This window comes from Variovorax sp. Varisp46 (assembly GCF_059491885.1).
The window spans coordinates 569,688-588,602 of sequence record NZ_CP168515.1 but is presented as its reverse complement, the minus strand read 5'-3'; the positions used below and the strand labels follow the sequence as shown (position 1 = coordinate 588,602).

11 protein-coding genes are annotated in these 18,915 nt (G+C 69.3%); all 11 read left to right on the top strand.

Annotated elements, in window-relative coordinates; genetic code table 11:
• Window positions 1-170: 170 nt before the first annotated feature.
• Window positions 171-6,194: an alpha-2-macroglobulin family protein gene (locus ACEN9N_RS02660; RefSeq protein ID WP_495655311.1), complete on the top strand. Its 6,024-nt coding sequence runs from the start codon at window positions 171-173 to the stop codon at window positions 6,192-6,194.
• 655 nt (window positions 6,195-6,849) lie between these two features.
• The gene (locus ACEN9N_RS02655) at window positions 6,850-8,034 is read left to right on the top strand and encodes an HlyD family secretion protein (protein WP_495655310.1); all 1,185 of its coding nucleotides are present in this window, start codon (window positions 6,850-6,852) and stop codon (window positions 8,032-8,034) included.
• A 37-nt stretch (window positions 8,035-8,071) separates the two neighbouring features.
• Window positions 8,072-9,385, top strand: coding sequence for a hypothetical protein (locus ACEN9N_RS02650; RefSeq protein ID WP_495655309.1), 1,314 nt, complete (start codon window positions 8,072-8,074; stop codon window positions 9,383-9,385).
• Window positions 9,373-12,774 carry an efflux transporter outer membrane subunit gene (locus ACEN9N_RS02645; RefSeq protein WP_495655308.1) on the top strand — a complete coding sequence of 1,134 codons (3,402 nt, stop codon included), beginning with the start codon at window positions 9,373-9,375 and terminating at the stop codon, window positions 12,772-12,774. The genes ACEN9N_RS02650 and ACEN9N_RS02645 overlap by 13 nt, the downstream gene beginning before the upstream one ends.
• Before the next feature lie 94 nt (window positions 12,775-12,868).
• Window positions 12,869-13,237, top strand: a complete 369-nt coding sequence (locus tag ACEN9N_RS02640) for a SnoaL-like domain-containing protein (RefSeq protein WP_495655307.1) — start codon at window positions 12,869-12,871, stop codon at window positions 13,235-13,237.
• An 88-nt stretch (window positions 13,238-13,325) separates the two neighbouring features.
• Complete coding sequence (locus ACEN9N_RS02635; protein ID WP_413315913.1) at window positions 13,326-14,243, top strand: LysR family transcriptional regulator; 918 nt, start codon at window positions 13,326-13,328, stop codon at window positions 14,241-14,243.
• Window positions 14,244-14,387: 144 nt separating this feature from the next.
• Window positions 14,388-15,074: a hypothetical protein gene (locus tag ACEN9N_RS02630; protein WP_495655306.1), complete on the top strand. Its 687-nt coding sequence runs from the start codon at window positions 14,388-14,390 to the stop codon at window positions 15,072-15,074.
• A 51-nt stretch (window positions 15,075-15,125) separates the two neighbouring features.
• Entirely contained in the window at window positions 15,126-16,454 is a 1,329-nt protein-coding gene (locus ACEN9N_RS02625; protein WP_495655305.1) for an MFS transporter, read from the top strand.
• A gap of 3 nt (window positions 16,455-16,457) precedes the next feature.
• A complete protein-coding gene (locus tag ACEN9N_RS02620; protein WP_007830427.1) occupies window positions 16,458-17,192 on the top strand; it encodes a DUF2848 domain-containing protein in 735 nt (244 codons plus the stop codon).
• A complete protein-coding gene (locus ACEN9N_RS02615; RefSeq protein WP_495655304.1) occupies window positions 17,189-18,580 on the top strand; it encodes an amidase in 1,392 nt (463 codons plus the stop codon). Before ACEN9N_RS02620 ends, ACEN9N_RS02615 begins: the two co-directional genes overlap by 4 nt.
• A gap of 31 nt (window positions 18,581-18,611) precedes the next feature.
• Window positions 18,612-18,890, top strand: coding sequence for a DUF2277 domain-containing protein (locus ACEN9N_RS02610; RefSeq protein ID WP_495655303.1), 279 nt, complete (start codon window positions 18,612-18,614; stop codon window positions 18,888-18,890).
• Window positions 18,891-18,915 lie beyond the last annotated feature (25 nt).

The following is an 18,915-nucleotide window of genomic DNA, read 5'->3' as shown; positions in this document are numbered from 1 at the left end:
TCTTGGTGGCGGTCCGCGCGGCGCACGCACGACGGCCCCGATTGTAAGAAGACCGGCGTAAAGCCCGCCGCGCCCGGCGATCAAGCCAACGGCTTATGACTGTTGGCACTCCCGAACCGTCGCGCAAATCGGCTACGCTGCGCGCTGCCTTCAGGTGGAGATACAAAAAAGTGAATCGTTTCTTTCCAACATTGCTCCTGGCTGGCGGTGTCCTCGCGGCCGCCCCGGGCTTTGCCCTCCAGATCACCAGCCTCACGCCCCAGGGCGAAGTCGCCCGCGTGCGCCAGGTCGTCGCCAAGTTCGACCAGGCGGCCGTCAACTTCGGCGACCCCAAGGCCCCTGCCCCGCTTGCGGTGAGTTGCACCGACGCGCAGGCCGCCAAGGGTACCGGCCGCTGGACCGACGCCAAGGCCTGGGTCTACGACTTCGAGAACGACCTGCCACCCGGCGTGCGCTGCACGGTCACCCGCATTCCCACCTTCAAGCCCGCGTCCGGCGAACTCACCGGACCCGAGCGCTACCAGTTCAACACCGGCGGCCCGTTCGTGCGCAACTACATGCCGGGCAGCTACAGCCGCATCGACGAGCAGCAGATGTTCATGCTGGAGCTCAACGGCGCGGCCACGCTCGACAGCGTGCGCCAGAACGTCTGGTGCGCGGCCGACGGCGTGGGCGAGCGCATTCCGGTCAAGCTGCTCGATGGCGATCAGCGCACCGGCCTGCTCAAGGCCTTCGGCCGCGACAAGGCGGCAGAGAAAGACCCGCTGCGCTTCGTCACGATGCAATGCAACCGCACGCTGACGCCCGGTGCGAAGGTGCAGATCGTCTATGGCAAGGGCGTGGCCACGCCCTCGGGCGTGCCCAACAACGTGGAACGCCGCTTCGACTTCCAGGTGCGCGAGCCCTTCGCCGTGTCGTTCACCTGCGAGCGCGAGAACGCGCAGGCCGGCTGCCTGCCGCTGCGCCCGATGCAGCTGACCTTCAACGCGCCGGTCACGCGCAAACTGGCTTCGCAGATCGAGCTCAAGGGCAAGGGTGAGACCGTCAAGGCCCAGATCGAAGGCAGCACGCAGAGCGACGATGACGTGGTCAACGGCGTGTACTTCGGTCCCCCGCTGGCCGAGAGCGCGCAGTTCAGCATCGAGCTGCCCTCGAAGTTCGAGGACGCCTCGGGCCGCCCGCTGGCCTCGCCCGGCAGCTTTCCGCTGAAGGTGGCGACCGGCGCGATGCCGCCGCTGGCCAAGTTCGCCGCCTCGCCCTTCGGCGTGGTCGAGCGCCTGGCCGAGCCCGACACCCCGGCCATGATGCCGGTCACCGTGCGCCGCGTGGAGCCGAAGCTGATGGTGAACGCCCTCACGCCCGGCAAGGTGAGCGACATGAACCCGAAGACCGACGCGGAAATCATCGCGTGGTTCCGCAAGGTGCGCCGTTACGACAGCTTCACCATCTCGCGCGAACAGGCCCGCAAGGACGTGAAGGGCCCGCTGCCCCCGGTCATCGACAAGGACGACCGCACCTCGCTGCAGACCCGCATGCTGTCGCTGCTGGCGGGCCAGTCGGGCGTGAAGGCGCTCGACATGCCCAAGGCCGACTCGGGCGACCCGCGCCCCTTCGAAGTCATCGGCATCCCGCTGACGCCGGGCTTCCACGTGCTTGAAATCGCCTCGCAGAAGCTGGGCGAGGCGCTGCTCGACGAGCGCTACAACGCCGGGCGCACGATGTACGTGCGCACCACCGCGCTGGCCACCAACCTGGCGGTGCACTTCAAGCTGGGCCGCGAGAACTCGATGGCCTGGGTCACCACGCTGGACAAGGGCAAGGTCGTGGCCGGTGCCGAGGTGCGCGTGTCCAGCTGCGACGGCAAGGCCGTGGCCAGCGGCACCACCGACGCCAACGGCGTGGTCATGCTCAGCGGCGTGTCGCCGCAGGCGCCCTCGTGCAACGGCCCGAACGAATACGACAGCGGCGCCTGGTTCGTCAGCGCCCGCGCCAAGGACGAGAAGGGCGTGGAAGACCTCGCCTTCACCTGGAGCGACTGGCAGCGCGGCATCGAGCCCTGGCGCTTCAACGTGCCCACCAGCCTGCAGGCCGAGGCCGACCGCGTCGCCCACACCATCTTCGACCGCACGCTGCTGCGCGCCGGCGAGACGGTGTCGATGAAGAGCCTTATCCGCACGCAGACCAGCAAGGGCTTCGGCCTGCCCGAGAACCGGCCCGACACGCTGGTCATCACCCACGTGGGCAGTGGCCAGCGCTTCACGCAGCCGCTGAAATGGCGCAAGACCGCCACCGGCGGCCTGAGCGCGGAGAACACATTCCCCATTCCGCCGGCCGCCAAGCTCGGCGTGTACGAGGTGATGCTGCGCACCGGCGGCGGCAAGGACGCCAACGGCGAGGGCGAAAGCGATGGCGACGAAGGCTACGGCCGCAGCTTCTCCACCGGCATGTTCCGCGTCGAGGAGTTCCGCCTGCCCGTGCTCGAAGGCCGCATCGCGCCCACCGACAAGAAGCCGCTGGTGGCCGCCACCAGCGTGCCCACCGACGTGCAGATCAACTACGTGGCCGGCGGCGGCGCCGCCAACCTGCCGGTGCGCGTGTCGGCCATGGTGCGCGGCAAGAGCCTGAGCTTCTCCGACTACGACGCCTTCAGCTTCAACCCGCCGCGCGCAGCGCAGGGGGACGGCAGCGAGGCCGCCACCGCAGTCAGCGCCGCGGCCGAGGCCGGCTCGGGCGAGGAAGACCTCAACAGCGTGAACGACACCCGCGTGATCGCCGACAAGCTGCCCCTCACGCTGAACAAGGACGGCGCCGGCAAGGTCACCATCGACAAGGTGCCGAAAGTGAAGGCCGCGCGCGAGCTGCTGCTCGAAGCCACGTACGCCGACCCGAACGGCGAGGTGCAGACCATCCGCAGCACGCAGACGCTGTGGCCCGCCTCCGTCATCGCCGGCATCAAGACCGAAGGCTGGGTTTCGACCAGCCAGAAGCTGAAGTTCCAGGCGCTGGCGCTCGACCTCTCGGGCAAGCCCCAGGCCAACGTCACGCTCAACGTGCGCGCCGTGGCGCGCATCACCACCACCAGCCGCAAGCGCATGGTGGGCGGCTTCTACACCTACGACAACAAGACCGAGACCAAGGACATCGGCACCGTCTGCAGCGGCAAGAGCGACGCGCGCGGCCTGCTGCTGTGCGAGTCGGAGCTGAAGGAAGCCGGCGAAGTCGAACTCATCGCCAGCGCCACCGACGGCGAAGGCCGCGACGCCAAGGCGGTGAGCTCCGTCTACGTGACGAAGCAGGGCGAGCTCTGGTTCGGCGGCGAGGACAACGACCGCATCGACGTGCTGCCCGAGAAGAAGAGCTACCAGCCCGGCGAAGTCGCCAAGTTCCAGGTGCGCAGCCCGTTCCGCTTCGCGACCGCGCTGGTCGCAGTGGAACGCGAAGGCATCATCGAGACGCACGTGGTGCAGCTCGACGGCAAGGACCCGACCGTCACCCTGCAGGTCAAGCCCGAGTGGGGCCCGAACGCCTACGTGAGCGTGCTCGCGCTGCGCGGCCGGCTGCGCGAGGTGCCGTGGTACAGCTTCTTCACATGGGGCTTCAAGTCGCCGCGCGAGTGGTGGACGGCCTTCTGGTACGAAGGCAAGGAATACGTGGCGCCGACCGCCATGGTCGACCTGAGCAAGCCCGCCTACCGCCTCGGCATGGCCGAGATCCGCGTCGGCACGCGCGCCCACCAGCTCGACGTGACCGTCACGAGCGACAAGCCCAGCTACCCGATCCGCAGCAAGGCGCAGGTCACCATCAGCGCCAAGCTGCCCGACGGCAAGCCGGCGGCAGGTGCCGAAGTGGCGCTGGCCGCGGTCGACCAGGCCCTGCTGGAGCTGATGCCCAACGACAGCTGGAACCTGCTCAACGCCATGCTGCAGCGACGCAGCTGGGGCGTGAGCACCTCCACCGCGCAGATGGAAATCGTCGGCCGGCGCCACTACGGGCGCAAGGCCGTGCCCGCGGGCGGCGGCGGCGGCAAGGGCCAGACGCGCGAACTGCTCGACACCCTGCTGGTGTGGAACCCGAAGGTGGTGCTCGATGCCAACGGCCAGGCCGTGGTGACGGTGCCGCTGAACGACGCGCTCACCACCTTCAAGATCGTGGCGGTGGCCGATTCGGGCGCCAGCCTGTTCGGCACCGGCCAGGCCAGCATCCAGGCCACGCAGGATTTGCAGATCATCAGCGGCCTGCCGCCGCTGGTGCGCGAGGACGACCAGTTCCGCGCGCAGATCACCTTGCGCAACACCACGCAGAAGCCGATGAAGGTCGAGGCCACGCCGCGCGCCACCCTGCTCACGCTGGAGACGCAGACCGTGGACATCCCGGCCGGCGAAGCACGCGAGGTGGCCTGGACCGTGACCGCGCCCGCGCAGCTCGCGCAGACGCGCGCCGAAGCCATCCTGTGGGAGATCGAGGCCAAGGACACCATCGGCGGCGCGCGCGACGCGCTCAAGGTGCGCCAGCGCATCATCCCGTCGGTGCCGCTCACGGTGCAGCAGGCCACGCTGGTGCAGCTCGATGGCCCCTTCACGCTCGACGTGGCGCCGCCCGCCGACGCCCTGCCCGGCCGCGGCGGCCTGAAGATGTCGTTGCAGCCCAAACTGGCCGAAGGCCTGCCGGGCGTGCGCGACTGGTTCGCAAACTATCCCTTCATTTGCCTCGAGCAGAAGACCAGCAAGTCGGTCGGCCTGCGCGACGCGAAGATGTGGCAGGGCGTGCTGGCCCAGCTGCCGACGTACCTCGACAGCGACGGCCTGGCCAACTACTTCCCGCCGCGCGACGGCGAAGCGAACCGCGGCAGCGACATCCTCACCTCGTACCTGCTCGCGGCGACGAACGAGGCCGCGCAGCTCAACCCCGCCTTCGCGCTCGCCGACGACGTGCGCGCGCCGATGGAGTCGGGCCTGATCGCCTTCGTCGAAGGCCGCATCACGCGCGAGTTCTGGAGCCCGCGCAAGGACCTCGACGTGCGCAAGCTCGCCGCGCTCGAAGCGCTCTCGCGCTACGGCAAGGCCCGTGGGGCAATGCTCGGCAGCATCACCATCGCGCCGAACCAGTGGCCCACCGGCGCGGTGATCGACTGGCTCAACATCCTCAAGCGCGTGAACGACGTGCCGCAGCGCCAGCAGCGCCTGGACGAAGCCAACAACGTGCTGAAGGCGCGCCTGTCGTACCAGGGCACCAAGCTGATCTTCAGCACCGAGCAGGACGACTACTGGTGGTGGCTGATGACGAATGGCGACGTCAACACCGCCCGCCTGCTGCTCAGCGTGATGGACGACCCGGCCTGGAAGGACGACATCGGCAAGCTGGCCAACGGCTTCATCGGCCGCCAGCAGAACGGCGCCTGGCACACCACCACCGCCAACCTGTGGGGCGGGCTGGCGCTGGAGAAGTTCAGCAAGGTGTTCGAAAGCACGCCGGTGGCCGGCGTGACCGCCGCCACGCTCGGCGCGGTGAAGGCGCAGGTCGACTGGAGCAAGGTCGAGCGCGTGAAGACCAGCGACGCGGCTGGCGCGCCCAACCAGACCACCTTCTTCGGCGCGCCCGCCTCGCCGGGCAACCTGAAGAACAACACGATGTTCCTGCCGTGGGCTGCATCGCCGTCGGGTGCACCCGTGCGCGACACGCTGCTGGTCACGCAACAGGGCACCGGCAAGCCGTGGCTCACGCTGCAGTCGATCGCGGCCGTACAGCTGAAGGCGCCGTTCGCGGCCGGCTATGCGCTCAAGAAGACCATCACCCCGGTCGAGCAGGCCGTGGCCGGCAAGTACACGCGCGGCGACGTGCTGCGCGTGAGCATCGAGGTCAACGCCAGCACCGACATGACCTGGGTCGTCATCAGCGACCCGATCCCCGGCGGCGCCACCATCCTCGGCAGCGGCCTGGGTCGCGATTCGCAGATCGCCACGCAAGGCGAGAAGAAGAGCGGCTCCGGCTGGCCAGCATTCGAGGAGCGCAGCTTCGAGGCCTTCCGCAGCTACTACGAATACCTGCCCAAGGGCGTCGTGAAGATGGAATACACGGTGCGCCTGAACAACGTCGGCGACTTCGCATTGCCCCCGAGCCGCGTCGAGGCGATGTACGCGCCCGAGATGTTCGGCGAGACGCCGAATGCGCGGGTGAAGGTGGAAGCGGCGAAGTAGCGGTCCACCGCGCTTCTTCCGGCTTCCTTACCTCGTCGCCCCGGCCGGCTCCGCACCCCGCGGCGCATCCGGCTGTTTCGCCCCGGCCGCGGGCGAGCGCAGCGCGGGGGGATCGGCGAGCGGCGCAACCTGGCCAGGTTGTGCGGCCGCGGTCAGCATCGTTACTGAATACCCCGCCGGTTCGCCTCCCGCCGTCCCGCATGGCGGAAGGACATCGACCGCCCATCGGCGTCTTTCGGCGCCCCCACCCCATGCTTTCCCTTGAGAAGCCCGGCCCCGCCTCGGCCGGCATGCCGCTGCGCCTTTTGATCGTCAACAGCGCGCAATCCGACGCCTTTGTAGGACTTTGGCCTGACTCGCGCTGTGGCTGAAATGTGAAGTTTGCACACTTTGTTTCGCCTCGAAGCAGCCCAAACCCGGGTTTTGCCCTACCTTTATATTGCACTGCAGCATGCCACGTGAGGGCCGCGGGCAGTCTCTTCAATCCTATGGATGCACGCCGACGTTCCGGCGTGCGCCGTCGCCACGAGAGGTTGGTATGCATGTCTCGAAAACCGGTTCGTTCCGTCCTTCGCGCGCCCTAAGGCGCAATGCCCGCGCCTCGGCCCGCCGACCTTCCGGCTCGTCCGGCCGCCACCGGCAGCGGGGCGCTTTCGTGCCCAAGCTCGCGGGCTACGGGCTGCTCGCGTTCGTGCTGTGGCTGATGGTCGAGACGCTGATCCAGCCGCTGCTGTCCTCGCAGGCCACCCGGGCCGTGTTGCAGGCACCGGTAGGGCTGATCACCTCGCCGATCAACGGCGTGGTCACCCGGATGGTGGTCCACACGCGCGATGCGGTCGAAGCCGGCACCGTCGTGGCCACGGTACGCAATCCGACCGTCAGCCAGGAATTACTGACCACCCTGAGATCGCAGCACCTCGCGCTGCAGAGCCAGCTTGCGCAGCTGGGCAACCAGTTCAAGGCCGACAGCCAGGAAATGAAGTTCGTCGGCCATGAGGCCAATGTCCATCGCGAGGCCTCGCTGGCCCAGGCCTGGGAGGCCTGGCAGATCGCCCAGCGCCAGCGCGACGTGGCGCAGAGCGTGGTGGAGGAGCAGGAGAACAAGGTCCGCACCAACCAGGCGCTGCTGGAACAGGGGGCGATCAGCGAGCAGGTGATGAACGCGTCGGAGGCCCAGCTGAACACGGCGCGCGCCAACGCCGCGGTGGCGGCACAGGCCTTCGCCGGGCAGGCCCAGACGGTGGCGAGCGCCGGACAGGGCGCCTTCGTGGGAACAGGCGGCAACAGCCTGTTCCAGACGCTGGAGAGCCGGCGCGGCGTGCTGCGCAACAGTGTCGAGCGTGCCCGGCAGGACGGCACCGCCATCCTCCAGCAGCTCAAGCAGGTCGCGGCGCTCGAGGAAGAGGAGCGCCAGCGGGTGGAGAAACTGTCCTCCTACGAGATCAAGGCCAGCCAGCCGGGGCAGGTCCACACCGTGCTGGCGCCCGAGGGCGCGTACGTGACGGCGGGGCAGTCGCTGGTGCGCATCACCGATTGCAGCCGGTTGGGCGTGGTGGCGGTGTTTCCGGCCCGGCTGGCCAAGCGGCTGAGCATCGGTTCGGTGCTTGACGTGAAGGTCGGCCAGGCCGTCGCATCGGTGCCGGCGCGCGTGGAGCAATTGCTGCCGGTGGCATCGGACGCGCTGCAGAGCACCTACAGCGTGCCCTTCCCCTTTGCCGAGCAGGGCTCCATCTACGCCGTGGCGCGCATCGACAGCAACGAGCCGCCGAAGGCGCAGTCCGCTGGCGAGAGCAACCTGTGCGCGCCCGGCAAGGTGGTCTCGGCCAGCCTCAGATCCTGAGTACAGGCAATGAACTGCCCTGCATCGAAAGACAAGCATGCGTTTTTCCCCCCGCGGCCTGGCCCTGGCGCATTGCGCGGCCGCCCTGGCGGCGCTGGCCTCGCCGCCGGCGCTCGCCCAGCAACCTGGTGCCACGCAGCAGCGGCTCGCACAGCAAAGCTGTGAGGGTTTGCGACGGGCGGTGGCCGAAGACCAGAAGGGCGCTGCGTCCGGCCCGCTCTTCCTTGCCAGCTACAGGCTCGCTGCAGGCGGCCAGGGCACGCCACCGCTGGAACCCGCGCTGGCGGGCGCAGCCTTCACCTACGACAACGCACTGGCCGGCATCGCGCTGCTGGCATGCGGCGACGCGGGCTCGGCCAGGCGCATCGGCGACGCGATCGTCCGCGCGCTCGAGCGCGACCCGAACGTGGCCGACGGGCGCGTGCGCAACGCCTATCGCGCCGGGCCGATGACGGAGGACAAGGCCGCGCTGCCGGGCTACTGGGATGCGGGCAAGAAGCAATGGATCGCCGACGCCTACCAGGTGAGCACCGCGACGGGCAACGTGGCATGGGCCGCGCTGCTGCTGTTGAACCTGAACCAGGCCGAACCGTCGCCAGCCTATCTGGCGAGCGCGCGCAGGCTGCTCGGCTGGATCGAGCAGCGCACGCGCGCCCGGAACGCCCCCGACGGCTACAACGGCGGCTGGTACGGCTGGGACAACAAGCAGCGCCCCCAGACCTGGAAGTCGACCGAGCACAACATCGATGTCGCAGTGGTCGCTGCGTGGGCGGCGCGCGCCGGCGGGCAAGGCGAGGCCGAGACCCAGCAGGCGCGCACCGCGCTCGATTTCGTGACCCGCATGTGGAACCCGTCCGAGCAGCGCTTCAACATCGGCACCAAGGAAGACGGCGCCACCATCGCCACCGAAGGCTCCGGGCTCGATGCCCAGCTCTGGCCGCTGCTGGCGGCTACCGACCGTTCCTGCGGCTGGATGCGGGGGCTCGAATGGGTGGAGAAGAACCATCGCTTCGGCGAAGGCTACGGCTTCTCGCGCAGCCCCGACGGCATCTGGACCGAAGGCAGCGCGCAGGTCGCCGCCACGCTGGTGGCCCGCAAGGGCGCGGCGCCCGAAGCGCTGTGGCGCCTGCTGGCGTCGCAGCGCGCCGACAACGGCCTGTACTACGCCACCCCCGCTCCCCGCATCTCCACCGGGCTGGCCATCGGGCCCGACTCGGCGGGCGCCGACTTCTTCTACTACCACTGGCCGCACCTGGGCGCCACTGCGTGGATCGCATTGGCCGCCACCGGCTTCAACCCATTCACCGGCAAGACCGCCGCAACCGGAGCCAATCCATCATGTCCCACCTGATCGCCACGCCGGAGTTCCAGCTCAATGCCCTCGTGGCGGGGCTCGCGCTTCTCCTGATGACGTGGGGCCGCGTCGAGCGCATCGGCCACCGCGCGTTGTTCGGGGCACTCGCTGCACTGCTGCTGATGCGCTACGCCGTCTGGCGCGTGGTGGCGACCATGCCGCCCTCGGATCTCGGCTTCGAGACCCTGTTCGCCTGGGTCTTCCTGGTCTTCGAGCTGACGGCCATCGTCTACACGCTGATGTCCATCCACATGCTGCTGCGGCGGCGCGACAACCACGGACTGGCCGATCGCGGCGAGGCTGCGCTGCGCGGGCGTGGCGAGCAGGTGCCGGCGCTGGACGTGTTCATCTGCACGTACAACGAGGAGCTGGCCGTGCTCGAGAAAACCATCATCGCCGCCCAGGCCATCGACTACCCGCAACTGAAGGTCTGGGTGCTGGACGACACCCGCCGCGACTGGCTGCGCGACTACTGCGAGCGCCGGGGCGTGCACTACGCGCGGCGGCCCGACAACAGCCACGCCAAGGCCGGCAACCTCAACAACGGCCTGCGGCTGTCGGCGGAGGTGACCAACGCGCCTTTCATCCTGGTGCTCGACGCGGACTTCGCGCCGCAGCGCCAGATCGCCTACCGCATGCTGGGCCTGTTCGACGATCCCAAGGTGGGCCTGGTGCAGACGCCGCAGTTCTACTACAACGCCGACCCCATCCAGCACAACCTGCGCGCCACCAACAGCTGGGTCGACGAGCAGCGCGTGTTCTTCGACGTGCTGCAGCCCGCGAAGGATGCCGTGGACTCGGCCTTCTGCGTGGGCACTTCGTTCATCGTGCGACGCGACCTGATCACGGCCGCGGGCGGCTTCCCCGTCGGCAGCGTCTGCGAGGACATCCACACCACCTACCTGCTGCTGCGGCATGGCCACATCACGCGCTGGCTGGGCGAACGGCTTTCGCACGGCCTGTCGGCCGAGAGCATCGTCGACTACATCAACCAGCGCAGCCGCTGGTGCCTCGGCACGGTGCAGCTTGCACTGCTGCCCCAGGGACCCTTGCGCGGCAAGGGCTACAGCCTGTCGGCGCGGCTGCATTTCCTGCACGGGCTCCTGCACTGGCTGGGCAAGCCGTTCATGGCGATGATCATGGTGGCGCCGGCGTTGTACTGGTATGCCGGCGTCTCGGTCTTCCACGCGGCGCCGCAGGCCTTCGCAGCCTACGGGTTGCCGCCGCTCGTGATGTTCTGGGCCTACAGCTACTGGATCAGCCAGCGGCGCTGCCTGCCCGTGTTCAGCGAGGTGAGCCAGCTCGTGGCGGCGATGGCCGTCACCAGCACGCTGCTCGCCGCGATGCTGAAGCCCTTCGGCCACCCCTTCAAGGTGACCGCCAAGGGCCTGGACCGCTCCAAGACGGTGGTGCACTGGAAGCTGGTCGCCGTGTTCGGCGGGCTGCTCGTCGCACTGCAGGGCGGCGGTGCATCGGCCGTCATGAGCGGCGATGCGCTCACGCCGGGCGACCAGCTCAATCTGGTGTGGACCGGCATCGCGCTCATCCTGTGCCTTGGCGCGCTCATCGCCTGCGTCGACCTGCCGCGGCCCGACCAGGAAGAGCGCTTCCCCTGGCGCGCCGCGACGCGGGTCCGCACGGCGACGGGCGAAGGCGATTCGCGCTTCGTCAATATCGCCGTGGACGGGGCGCTGCTCGAAGGCGGCGCCCTGCTGAAACGCTTGCGCGTGGGGCAGGCCCTGGAGGTCTACGTCGATGCGGTGGGCTGGCTGCCCGCGCTCGTCGCCGGTCGCAGGCGCACCAGCGCGGAGCTGCGCTTCGCCGGCACCGAGACGCAGCGCGAGCAACTGGTGAGCCATGTCTTCAACGTGCTGCCGAGCCACGTCGCGGTGCAGGTGCGCCCGTGGGGGGCGGCTTCGGCGCTGCTCGCGAGTGCGGGGTTCCGTGCGCCTGGCGCCGGCTTCGTGCGCCTGTTCCTGCGGCTGTCGCTGCTCGTCCTGGCGGCCGGCCTCCTGCTGGTGGTGAGCGGCTGCAACCTCACGCCGCCGCTCAAGCAGCCCGACCTGGCGGTGCCTTCCAGCTGGCCCGCCGGCCAAGCGGTGCCGGCATCGGAGCCCGCGGACTGGCGCAGCTTCGTGCGGGACGATGAACTGCGCGGCCTGATCGCCACTGCCCTGAACCAGAACCGCGACCTGCGCGTCTATGCGGCCCGTGCGCGCGAAGCCCGCGCGGCCTACGCGGGCAGCCGCGCCTCGCTGTTCCCGCAGATCGGGCTGTCGAGCCATGCACAGCGCGCCCAGACCACGGCGCAGGGTTCGCTCAGCCCGGTGGGGAACGTGCCGTCCGACGGGCGGATCTCGAACAGCTTCGACGTGCAGGCCGGCGTCACGTCGTACGAGCTCGACTTCTTCGGCCGCCAGCAGAGCACCGCCCAGCAAAGCGGCTCTCTCGCCGAGGCCGGCGACAAGGACTACGCCGCAGCCCGCATGAGCCTGGTGGGCGAAGTGACCAATGCGTATCTCACGCTGCGCGCCGACCGCGCCCAGCTCGCACTGGCCAATGCCAACGAGGCCTCGCTGTCTTCCAACGCCGACATGATCGGCCGCGCCAAGGCCGCGGGCGGTGCGGCGCAGCTGGACGTCTTCCGCGCGCAGTCGCTGCTGCAGAACGCCCGCGTGCGGCAGGAGGAATACCGCATGCGCGTTGCCCAGGACCTGCAGGGGCTCAACGTGCTGGTGGGCCAGCCCGTGTCGCCGGACACCGGCATCGCGCGGCCCTGGCCCGAGCAGTCGACGGAATCCGTGGCGGCGGGCCTGCCGTCCAGCCTGCTGCAGCGCCGGCCCGACCTTCTCGCGGCCTATGCCCGCGTCGAGGCTGCGAACTCGGGCGTCGGTGCGGCCAAGGCGGCCATGCTGCCGACCATCTCGCTGACGGCCCTCGCCGGCGGCGTCAGCGGCGAGCTGTCGACGCTGCTGAGCAGCGGCAGCCGGAGCTGGGCCGGCGTGCTCGGCGTGTCGCTGCCTCTGTTCGACTGGGGACGCCGCTCGGCCAACATCACGGGCAGCGAAGAGCGGCTTGCGGCAGCGATGGCCTCGTACGAATCCGCCGCGCAAGTGGCCTTCCGCGAAACCGCCAATGCGCTGATCGCCAGCGACCACCTGCGCCCGCAGCTGCAGGCGCAGCAGTCCCGCGTGCAGGCGCTGGAAAACGTGGCGCGCATCTCGCGCACGCGCTTTCGCAGCGGCCTGGAAGACTACTTCTCCAGCCAGGATGCGCAGCGCGAACTCTATTCCGAGCAGCAGCAGCTGATCGAGCTGCAGCTCAAGGAAGCCGTGAACATGGTCAACCTCTACAAGGCCCTGGGTGGGGGGTGGAGCAGCACCTGAAGCGAGCCGGCCCCTGCTGAAGACACACACACGCATGTAGCTTCGGCAGGCACACCGGCCTACACTCGCGCCTCGATCAGTGCAGGAGAAACGCATGGACACCCTGGAGATCGCCAACAAGCTCGTGGCGCTGTGCAAGGAAGGTAAATACGAGGATGCCAAGGTGCTCTACGCACCCGAGGCCGTGAGCGTCGAGGCCGGTGCGCCGCCCGGCCAGGCGCGCGAAGCGGCCGGCCTTGCGGCCATCAAGGCCAAGGGCGATTGGTGGGTCGCCAACCACGAGGTGCATTCCGCGCAGGTCGCAGGCCCGTGGCCGCATGGCGACCGCTTCATCGTCGGCTTCCGCTTCGACGTGACCATGAAGTCCAACGGCCACCGCTTCACGATGGAAGAGATGGCGCTCTACACCGTCAAGGACGGGAAGATCGTGCGGGAAGAGTTCTTCTACGACACCGGCGAATAAGCGCCGGCAGCCTTCCTCACGCAGGCACAAGTAGGAAGCAAGTTCTCCTGTAGGCGCGATGCGGGCAGAATGCCCCGCAGGTGCCCTCATGAACACAAGATTTGTAGAAGCCTTCCTCTGGGCCGCCCGGCTCGGCAGCTTCCGCGCGGCGAGCGACCGGCTCCACATCACGCAGGCGGCGGTGTCCAACCGCGTCGCCTCCCTCGAAGAAGACATCGGCGCGCGCCTGTTCGAGCGCGACGCGCGCGAACTGCGGCTCACGCCCGTGGGCGTGCGGCTGATGGACTACGGCGAGCGCCTGCTGGAGCTGCGGCGCGAGATCGTCTCGCTCGGCCGGCCGCGGGAAGACATCCTCGGGCTGGTGCGCATCGGCGCCATCGAGACCGTGGTCCACACCTGGCTGCTGGGCTTTCTCACCAACCTTCGCTCCACCTATCCGGGCATCGAGGTGCAGCTCACCTCCGAGACCACTCTGGCGCTGCATCGCGGCCTGCGCGAGGGCGCGCTCGACATCGCACTGCAGACCGACCACATCGCCGGCGCGGGCATCGTGAGCACACCCTGCCTGCCGATGCCCATGGGCTGGGTGGGCGCGCCCGGTGCGGAGCCCGTGCAGACCGTCGAGCAGCTCCTGCGCCAGCCCGTGCTCACGATGAGCCCCGGCTCGCAGCCGCACGAGGCGTTGAAGAACCTGTTCCGCGCGGCGGGCATTCCGCTGGGCAAGGTGCACTGCGTGAGCTCGATCTCGGCGCTGGCGCGGCTGGTGAAGGCGGGCTTCGGCAACGCGCTGGTGCCGCTGCCGCCGTGCTATGAATACGTGGCCATCGGCGACGTGAAGATCATCGAGTGCGACGCGCTCATCTCACCCCAGCGCATCGTGGTGAGCCACCTGGAAGCCGCCGACTCCGACGCCATCCGGCTCGTGGCCGAACTGGCCTGCCGGGCCTCCGACCAGTTCACCACCTCGGCTGTCGCACCAACCTGGAGCACGGCCACAGAGGATTAACCCTCGAAATGGCGCATTTCGGCCCCGAAAAGGGGCCAGTAATTCTTGTGGCTGTCGCCCAGAAAAACTCGTTTGTGACAGCCCGACCACGCGGCGGAAGATCGCGCCTTCATTTTTTCGAAGGCCCGCTCCTCTTTCGCCGTCATGCCCCCCCCTGACTCCCTTTCTTCCGCAACGGCAGCAGCAACAGCAGCAGTGAACGGCCTGCTGTTCGTCGCCTCCGACGTCGAGCCCGCCGACGAGGCCGACTTCAACCGCTGGTACGACCAGGAGCATGTGGAAGAGCGCGTGCGCATTCCCGGCTTTCTCTCGGGCGCGCGCTACTTCTCGCTCGAAGGCGGCCGCAAGTACCTGGGGCTGTACCGCACCGAGTCGCTGGCGGTGTTCGGCTCGCCCGGCTACCGCGCCGCATTCGAGAAGCAGACGCCGTGGTCGGTCTCCAACCTCGACTGCATGCGCCAGCCGATGCGCCGCGTGTGCGCCGTGCGTGCCGTCACCGGCTTCGGCAGCGGCAGCCACGTGGCCGTGCTCCCCCTGGCGCCCGCCGCCGATGCCGAAGCCCAGGTGGCAGCCGCCGCCAGCACCGGCGCGCAGCTGCGCAAGGCGCAGGCAGGCTTCGTGCAGTCGTACCTGCTCGTGCCCGATGCTGCGCTCAGCACGCCGCTGCCGCGCGAATCCACCGAAGGCCGCGTGCTGCAGTCGCTGCTGGTGATCGAGACCAGCAGCGAAGGCGCGGCGCGCGCCACGGCTGCCGCCGCATTCGACGCCGATCCGGCCAGCGGCTGGCTGCTCACGCTCGGCTGGAAGCTGACTGCAGCAGAGCTGGCCTGAAACAGCAGGCATCTGTCCCCTACACATCCCCTCACCGAACAAAGGCATCCAATGACCGAACATGTTCTTCCCGCCGCGGCTTCCGTGGCACCCGGGCAGGCCGCGCCGGCCTCCGCGAAGATGGGCCGGCTGGCCATGGCCAGCTCCATCGGCACCACGCTGGAGTGGTACGACTTCACCGTCTACAACATCATGGCGGCGCTGGTCTTCAACGCGGTGTTCTTCCCCTCGTTCGACCCGCTCACCGGCACCATCCTCGCGTTCTCGACCTACGCGGTCGGCTACATCTCGCGCCCGCTGGGCGGCGTGGTGTTCGGCCACCTCGGCGACCGGTTGGGCCGGCGCTTCGTGCTGGTGGCCACGCTGGTCATCATGGGCGTGTCCACCGGCCTGATGGGCCTGCTGCCCACCTATGCGAACTGGGGCATCTGGGCACCCGTCGCGCTGGTGGCGCTGCGCTTCGTGCAGGGCGTGGCGCTCGGCGGCGAATGGGCCGGCGCGGTGCTGCTGTCGATGGAGCACGGCAGGCCCGACGAGCGCGGCCGCAATGCCTCGTTCACGCAGGTGGGGCCCTCGTGCGGCACGCTGATCGGCACCGGCTTCATCGCCATCGTGTCGGCCTGGCTGAGCCCTGAGGACTTCCAGAGCTGGGGCTGGCGCATTCCCTTCATCTCCAGCGTCGCGCTGGTGCTGTTCGGCCTGTGGCTGCGCCGGGGCGTGGACGAGACGCCCGTCTTCCGCGAGATGGAAGAGAAGAAGGCCACCGCCAAGACGCCCATCAAGGAAGTGCTCACGCAGCACTGGCGCCGCCTGCTGGTGGCCGGCGGCTCACGCATCGGCTCCGACGTGCTGTATGCGCTGGTGGTGGTGTTCACGCTGACCTACGTGACGACGGTGCTGCATCTATCACGCCCGCTGGCGCTCACCGCCACGATGATCGGCGCCGCCTGCAACGCGATCGCGGTGCCGTGGTTCGGCAGCCTGTCCGACCGCATCGGCCGCCGCCCGGTCTACATCGCCGGCGCGCTGCTGGGCATGGTCTGGGCCTTCGTGTTCTTCGTGCTGATGGACAGCGCGCACCCGGTCGCGATCTGCGCGGCGGTGGTGGTGGGCCTGCTGATCCACGCGATGATGTACGGCCCGCAGGCCGCCTTCGTCACCGAGCAGTTCCCCGGCCGCGTGCGCTACGCGGGCGCCTCGCTGGCCTACACGCTGGCCGGCATCGTGGGCGGCGGCTTCGCGCCGCTGATCATCGCGAGCCTGTTCAAGTCGTGGGGCAGCACGGTGGCCGTGTCGTTCTACGTCGTGGCCGCGCTGGGCGTGACGCTGATCGCCCTGGTGGTGGCGCGCGAAACCGCCAAGCGCCCGCTGGAGAGCTGACCGATGACGACGAGCAACACGAATTCCCGCCTGCGCTTCGCCTGCGAGAGCATCGCCGACGACGGCACGCGCTCCACCGCCTTGCACCTCGTCGCGCCGCGCGCGCTGGTGGTAGCGGGCTGGACCGGGCGCGACATCGCCGCCATCGAGCACCACATCGAGGAGCTGGCCGCGCTCGGCGTGCCGCGTCCTTCGAGCGTGCCGCTGTACTACCGCGTGGCAGCCCAGCTGCTGACGCAATCGCCCACCATCGAAGCGCTGGGCGACCAGAGCTCCGGCGAGGCCGAGCCGGTGCTCTTCTTCTCGCAGGGCGAGTGGTGGCTGAGCGTGGCCTCGGACCACACCGACCGGCAGGTCGAGAGCTACTCGGTGGCGGTGTCGAAGCAGATGTGCGCCAAGCCCGTGGCCGAGACCGCATGGCGCTGGCGCGACGTGCAGGCGCACCAGGACACGCTGGAGCTGCGCTCGCGCATCCTGGAGGACGGCCGTTGGGTCGACTACCAGCGCGGCACGCTTGCATCGATCCGACCGCTGGCGGGCCTGCGCGACGGCATGCCCGGTGCCGATGCGGTTCCCGAGGGCCTCTTCATGACCTGCGGCACACTGGGCGCGCTGCCCAACGCCAAGGGCGAAGGCATCCGGCCCGCGACGCAGATGGAGATCGAGCTGCACGACCCGAAGCTGCAGCGCCGCATCGTGCATCGCTACGCGGTGGAAGCACTGCCGGTGGTGGCATGACGATGAAGAACGGCAACACCATCACGGCGCTGCGCGAGCGCATCGCGCGCGGCGAGCTGTCGCACGAGGCGCTGATCGACGAGGTGCTCGAAGCGGCTGAACAGCCTGCTGCACAGCATGTCTTCACGCGCCTTTACGCCGACGCAGCCCGCGCCGCCGCGCGCCATGCCGATGCGGCGCGCAAGGCCGGCGTCGAGACCGCCCCGCTCGCCGGGCTGCCGGTGTCGGTGAAAGACTTGTACGACGTGGCCGGCGAACCCACCATGGCGGGCTCCGCCGTCTGCGCGGGCGAAGCGCCGGCGGCGCACGACGCGACCGCCGTGGCGCGGCTGCGCGCACAGGGTGCGGCCATCGTCGGCAAGACCAACATGACGGAGTTCGCGTTTTCCGGCGTGGGCATCAACCCGCACTACGGCACGCCGCGCAACCCGGCCGATGCACAGACGCCGCGCATTCCGGGCGGTTCGTCGTCCGGCGCTGCAGTGTCGGTCGCGCTCGGGCTCGCGGTGGCTGGGCTGGGCTCGGACACGGGCGGCTCGATCCGCATCCCCGCCGCGCTGTGCGGCCTGGTCGGCTTCAAGAGCACGCAGTCGCGCGTGCCGCGCACGGGCGCCTTCGAGCTCGCGCGCTCGCTCGACACGGTGTGCGCCATGGCACGCAGCGTGGAAGACTGCCTGATCGCCGATGCCGCCATTGCCGACGCGCCGCTCGCGGTGCGCCGCCGTCCGCTGCAGGGCATGCGCCTGGCCGTTCCGCGCACGCTGATGTTCGACGACATCGAGCCCGCGGTGGCGCGCGCCTTCGACCGCGCGCTGCAGGCGCTCTCGGCGGCGGGTGCGCAGATCGTGGACATCACGCTGGCCGAACTCGCCGAGATCGCGACTGTCAACGCGCCCGGCGGCTTCTCTCCGGTCGAGGCCTCTGCGGTGCATCGCGAGCGCTTCGCCGCAAAGCGCAGCGGCTTCGATTCGCGCGTGGCCGCCCGCATCGCGCTCGGCACTGAAGTACGCGCCGCCGACTACATCGCCATGCAAGACCGCCGGCGCGACTGGATCGGCCGCGTCGAACGCGCCATCGAAGGCTTCGACGCCCTCGTGTGTCCGACCGTGCCCATCGTCGCGCCGCCCATCGATGCGCTGGCGGAAGACGCGGCCTTCTTCAAGGCCAACGGCCTGCTGCTGCGCAACACCTTCGCGATCAACCTGCTTGACGGCTGCGCCTTCAGCCTGCCATGCCATGCGCCGGGCGAACTGCCGGTGGGGCTGATGCTGGCGTCGGTGCACGGCGACGATGCGCGGCTGGCGGCGGCGGCGCTGGCTGCCGAGCCCGTGCTGCGCCACATCGATGGCATCTACTACGACTCTCACGCCATGGCCCTCCTTCGCTAGACTGGATGGCGTCGTCGAATGGAGAGCACCCATGTGCCGCAGCATCAAGACCCTCTACAACTTCGAGCCGCCCGCCACCGAGCAGGAAATTCGTGCCGCGGCGCTGCAATTCGTGCGCAAGCTCAGCGGCTTCAGCGTGCCGTCCAAGGCCAATGAGGAAGCCTTCGGGCGCGCGGTCGATGAAGTGGCCGCCACCGCGGCTCGGCTGATCGAATCGCTGGTCACCACGGCCGAGCCGCGCGACCGGGGCGCCGAGGCCGAACGCGCCAAGGCCCGCGCGGCCCTGCGCTTCGGCAACAGCCCCGCGTGATAGAAGACAAGCGACAGCCTCCATC